Origin of the sequence: Sphingopyxis sp. (assembly GCF_035565275.1) — a bacterium.
Lineage (GTDB): Bacteria > Pseudomonadota > Alphaproteobacteria > Sphingomonadales > Sphingomonadaceae > Sphingopyxis.
The window spans coordinates 1-5,968 of sequence record NZ_DATMST010000258.1; the positions used below are offsets into that span (position 1 = coordinate 1).

Annotated in this window: 2 protein-coding genes; both read left to right on the forward strand. The window is 67.8% G+C overall.

The window, feature by feature from the left end; all coding sequences use genetic code 11:
- Positions 1-42: 42 nt before the first annotated feature.
- Positions 43-5,130: an alpha-2-macroglobulin family protein gene (locus VN047_RS17515; RefSeq protein WP_325544917.1), complete on the forward strand. Its 5,088-nt coding sequence runs from the start codon at positions 43-45 to the stop codon at positions 5,128-5,130.
- A 171-nt stretch (positions 5,131-5,301) separates the two neighbouring features.
- On the forward strand, positions 5,302-5,968 hold a 667-nt coding region (locus VN047_RS17520), incomplete at its 3' end, for a biosynthetic peptidoglycan transglycosylase (RefSeq protein ID WP_325544919.1).

A 5,968-nucleotide genomic window follows, 5' to 3' on the forward strand; every position in this document is an offset into this window, starting at 1 on the left:
GTCCCCGTCAAATGCCGCCGCCCGCTGCCCCCCGGCCGCGAGATGGCGCTCGTCTGGGATGCGCGCATTTCGCAGGCCGGTGTCCCCGGCCGCACCGCGGGGCGCGACCAGCGCTTCGACCATGACGTGCGCCCCGCCTTCACCGCAAAGATGTCGTGCAGCCGCATCAATCCGCAGGCGGGCTGCAACCCGATCAAGGATGTGACGCTCAGCTTCGCCTCGCCGGTATCGCGCGAAACGATCCTCGCCGCGACACTCAACACCGCCGACGGCAAGAAACTGACACCGAAGATCGACGATGACGACAGGAATGACGCCTGGTTGACCAGCGTACGCTTCGCCGGCCCGCTGCCGCAGAATGTCGACGCGACGCTCGTCCTGCCCGCCGACGTCACCGACCAGAGCGGCCGCAAGCTGCAGAACCAGTCGTATTTCCCGCTGAAATTCCACATCGACCGCGCCCCGCCGCTCGTCAAATTCGCCGCCGAATTCGGCATCCTCGAAGCCAGCGAGGGCGGCGTGCTGCCCGTCACCGTGCGCGGCGTCGAAAGCAGCCTCGTCCAGTCGAACCTAAAGATGCCCGCGACCGCGCTCAGGGTCGGCGACGACGATGCCGCAATCGCGCGCTGGCTGAAACGCGTCGCCGACGCCGACGACACAGATTATCGCGAGGAAAAGAACGCCGCCGGCAAGGAGGTCACCGTCAACTATACCGGCACCAAGTCGGTGTTCGACGGCGCACCTTCCGGAGGAGAACGCCGCGACATGCAGCTGGCGCCCGCCGCCGGCGGCAAGGAGTTCGAGGTCGTCGGCATCCCGCTCGCCGAAAAGGGCTTCCACGTCGTCGAGATCGCGAGTCCCGAACTCGGCGCCGCGCTGCTCGGCCGCAAATCGACGCGCTACGTCGCGACGGCGGCGCTCGTCACCAATATGGCGGTGCATTTCAAATGGGGCCGCGAAGGCTCGCTCGCGTGGGTGACCGCGCTCGACACCGGCCTGCCCGTCGCAGGCGCCGAAATCCGCGTGTCGGACAGCTGCACCGGCCGCCTGCTCGCGCGGGGCACCGCCGACAAGGCGGGCCGTCTCGCCTTCGCGGGCGGATTGCCGCAGCCCGAAACATACTCGAGCTGCGAAGAAAATCCCGACATGGCGAAAAGCGAGGGCCATGCATTGATGGTCAGCGCGCGTGCGGGCGACGATTTCAGCTTCACCCTCACCGATTGGGGGGGCGGCATCCGCCCCTATGACTTCGACCTCCCCTATGGCTGGTCCGAACGCAACGATATCCTCCACACTGTCTTCGACCGCGCGCTCGTGAAGGCGGGCGAAACCGTCCATATGAAGCACCTGCTCCGCCGTCCGGTCGGCCTCGGCTTCCGTACTCCCGAAGCCATGTCGGGCAAGCTCCGCCTCGTTCATCGCGGTTCGGATACCGAATTCGAAATGCCGTTCGCGATTCAAGCGAACGGCAGCGGCGAGACGGCATGGAATGTCCCCGCCTCGGCGCCGATGGGCGATTACGAGCTCGTCTTCGTCACCAAGGACAAGGATGGCGAGGACAAGACGATCTGGTCGGGCCAGTCGGTCAAGGTCGACGAATATCGCCTGCCGACGATGAAGGCGACGATCACCGGCCCGAAGACCGCGCTCGTGCGCCCCGCCGCGGTGCCGCTCAACCTGTTCGTCGGTTATCTGTCGGGCGGCCCCGCGCCGAACATCCCGGTCGAACTGCGCACCAACTTCCGCTCGAGCTGGTCGCCGCCCGAAGATTACAGGGATTGGGATTTCGACGGTCAGCCGGTGAAGGAAGGCGTCGTCCAGCTCGACGACAGCGGCGACACCCCGTCGGCCGAACTGCCGCTCGCGCGCTCGGTTCCCCTGAAGCTCGACGCCAACGGCGCCGCGACGACCAATGTCACCGTCGACCAGCCGATCACCGAACCCACGCTGATGGCCGCCGAAATGGATTATGAGGACGCCAATGGCGAGACGCTGACGTCGAGCCGCCGCATCACCCTCTATCCGTCGGCCGTCCGCCTCGGCCTCAAGACCGACGGCTGGCTGATGCGCGACAATGACCTGCGCCTCAATTTCATCGCGCTGAACCTCGACGGCAAACCGATCAGTGGCCAGCGGGTGCAGGTCGCACTCTACAACCGCGAGATCATCACCGCGCGCCGCCGCCTGATCGGCGGCTTCTACGCCTATGACAACCAGATGCGCACGACGCGCCTCGACGCGACCTGCTCGGCCACCACCGACAAGCTCGGCCGCGCGAGCTGCGCGATGGCACCCGGCGTCTCGGGCGAGGTCACGGTGGTCGCGACGACGCAGGATGCCGACGGCAACGAGGCGCGCGCCGTGCGCTCGGTCTGGCTTGCGGGCGACAACGACTGGTGGTTCGGCGGCGACAATGGCGATCGCATGGACGTGATCGCCGAGAAGCCGCGCTATGCCGCGGGCGATACCGCCAGTTTCCAGGTCCGCATGCCGTTCCGCGAGGCGACCGCGCTCGTCACCGTCGAGCGCGAGGGCGTGCTGTCAAGCTTCGTCGTGCCACTCAAGGGCACCAACCCCGTCGTGAAGGTCAAGCTGCCCGCGACCTACGCCCCCGACGTCTATGTCTCGGTGATGGCGGTGCGCGGGCGCGTGACGGGCGGCGAAAGCTGGTTCCGCAAGATGAAACGCGCGGTCGGCTTCAAGATCGAGAATAGCGAAGGCGCTCCCCCCACGGCATTGGTTGACCTCGCCAAGCCGAGCTACCGCATGGGCATCGCGCGCATCAAGGTCGGCTGGGAAGGCCATCAGCTCGGCGTCAAGGTCAAGGCCGACAAGGAGAAATATTCGGTCCGCGAAACCGCGAAGGTCGCGATCGAGGTCAAGACCCCGGGCGGCAAGGCACCGAAAAACGCCGACGTCGCTTTCGCCGCGGTCGACGAGGCCTTGCTCCAGCTTGCCCCCAACGACAGCTGGCAGGTCATCGACGCGATGATGGGCGACCGCACGCTCGACGTGCTCACCTCGACCGCGCAGATGCAGGTCGTCGGCAAGCGGCATTACGGCCGCAAGGCGCTCGAACCCGGCGGCGGTGGCGGCGGCGATCTCAGCGGATTAACCCGTGAGGATTTCCGCCCCGTGCTGCTGTGGAAGGGCAATGTGCCGCTCGACGCCAAGGGCCGCGCGAGCATCGACGTCCCGCTCAGCGACAATCTCTCGGGCTTCCGCCTCGTCGCGATCGCCACCGACGGATCGCAATATTTCGGCACTGGCGAGACGACCGTCCGCACCGTGCAGGATCTCGGCGTCTTCGCCGGCATGCCCGAACTGGTGCGCACCGGCGACACCTATGATGCGCGCTTCACGCTGCGCAACGGCACCGACCAGCCGATGGAGGTCACCGCGACCCCGACGCTGTCGCCCGCCGTCGCGACCGCACCGCCGCTCACCATCACCATCCCTGCGGGCGGCGCGGTGCCGATCAGCTGGTCGATGACCGCGCCCGAACAAACCGGCCCGATTCAATGGACCGTCGATGCCGCGCAAAAGGGCGGCAAGGCGCGCGACCGCCTCATCTTCGAACAGGTCGTCGAACCCGCGGTGCCGGTCGAAACCTGGGCCGCGAGCCTGTTCCGCGTCGGCCCCGCGACGACGCTGCCGATCGCGATCCCCGCAGGGGCTCTCCCCGGCGGCTATGTCGATATCGCGCTCGCGGGAACGCTCGCGCCGCCGCTCACCGGCGTCCGCGACTATATGAGCGCCTATCCCTACACCTGCTTCGAACAGCAGACCTCGCGCGCCGTAGCGCTCGGCGATGTCGGACGCTGGCAGGCACTTGCGGGTGCAATGCCGACCTATCTCGATGACGACGGGCTGCTTCGCTACTGGCCGAACGAGCGCATGACCGGCTCAATCGAACTCACGGCCTATGTCATGAACATCACTGCCGCGAACGGCTTCGCCATCCCCGAGGCGTCGAAAGCGAAGATGGTGAAAGCCTTGCAGGCAGTCGTCGAAGGAAGGCTGACGCGCAAGGGCTATGGCCCGTGGGATATCCGCCCCGTCCGTATCGCAGCACTCGCGGCGCTCGCGCGCAACAACGCGTCGAGCGCCAGCCTCGTCGCCGCGATCGATGTGTCGCCGATCGACATGGCGACCGGCACACTCGCCGACTGGCTCGTCGCGCTCGAAAAGACGCCGGGCGTGCGGAACGCTCCTGCGCTGCGCACCGCGGCCGAGGCGGAACTGCGCAAACGCCTCGTCTATGAAGGCACGCGCCTCGATCTCGTCGACGATGCGAAAGCCCCGTGGTGGATGATGACCAGCGGCGACGAAATGGCGATCAAGGCGCTCGAAGCCGTGCTCGGCCGCAAGGGCTGGGAGGATGACGCGGGCAAGCTGATGGTCGGCGTCGCGCAGCGCCAGCGCAAGGGCCATTGGGACACCACACCCGCCAACGCGTGGGGCGCGGTCACCGTCCGCCGCTTCGCCGACCTCTATCCGGCGAGCGCGATCACCGGGGTTACCAACGTCAGCCTTGCGGGCGCCACCGCGTCGCAAAGCTGGCCGCTCCCGGCAGAACCCGTCTCGCCGCTCCGCGTCGCGCTCAACGCCGCGACGATGAGCCTGAACCATCAGGGCACCGGCACGCCCTGGGCGACGGTCAGCATCAAGGCAGCCGTGCCGCTCAAGGAACCGCTCAATGCCGGCTACCGGATCAAGCGCTCGGTCAGCATCGTCAAGGCGGCGAACAAGGACCGTCTGACGCGCGGCGATGTGGTCAAGGTGCGGATCGAGGTCGTCGCGGCCGCCGGACGGACATGGGTCGTGATCAACGATCCGGTCGCCCCCGGCGCGACGATCGTCGGCAACCTCGGCGGCCAGTCCGAAATGCTTGGCCAGCAGGCTGGCGGATCGGGCGCGCAGCCGAGCTATGTCGAGCGCGGCAAGGACAGCTGGCGCGGTTATTTCGGCTGGATGCCCGCGGGCACCCATGCGGTCGAATATGTCGTGCGCCTCAACGGCTCGGGCAAATTCACCCTGCCGCCGACGCGCGTCGAGGCGATGTATTCGCCCGCGATCCGCGGCCAGTGGCCAAACGCGCCGGTCACGGTGGCGAACGTGGGGCAATGACGGACCTGCCGGCCAATAAACTCCTCCCTATCGCAACGCGATGGGGAGGTGGCAGCGCGAAGCGCTGACGGAGGGGCCGATGGCGCACCGTTGCGGCCCCTCCACCATCCTGCGGATGGTCCCCCTCCCCATGCCTGCGGCACGGGGAGGATTGTTTTGGTCCCGCAATCGATGACCGCCCGATCCCGTTGGCGCGACGTTCTCGCATGGGCCGCGCTCGCGGCGCTCGTCCTCACCACCGTCGCCCACCTCGCGACCCGCCCCCCCGCCATGCCCGCCTTCGCCGACGTCCGCGCCGACTGGCGACCAAGCGAAGCGTGGCTCTACGACCGCGATGGGCGTCTGCTCGACAACGAACGCGTCAATTTCGAACGCCGCCGCCTCGCATGGGTGCCGCTGGGGGACATCAGCCCCGCGGTTCGCACCGCTGTCGTGCAAAGCGAGGATCGCCGTTTCTGGTCGCACGGCGGGGTCGACTGGCTCGCGATCGCGAGCGCGATCCGTTCGCGCTGGACCGGTGACCGTTCGCGCGGTGCCTCGACGCTCGCGATGCAACTCGCCGCCTTTCTCGATCCCGGCCTCGCGCAGCCCGGCAAGCGCGACTGGCGAACCAAGCTGCGCCAGATGCGTGCGGGGCAAGCGCTCGCGGCCGAATGGTCGCACGAAGAAATGCTCGAGGCCTATTTCAACCTCCTCCCCTTGCGCGGCGAGGCGCAGGGCATCGGTGCGGGCGCGCAAAGCCTGTTCGGCAAGAAACCCGCCGAGATGACCCGCACCGACGCCGCGCTCTTCGCCGGGCTGCTCCCCAACCCCGCCGCAGGCGCCGAAGCGCTCGGCC

Coding starts and splice junctions, on each gene's coding strand:
- VN047_RS17515 (WP_325544917.1), top strand. CDS start 43: ATGGCGCTCGTCTGGGATGCGCGCATTTCGCAGGCCGGTGTCCCCGGC.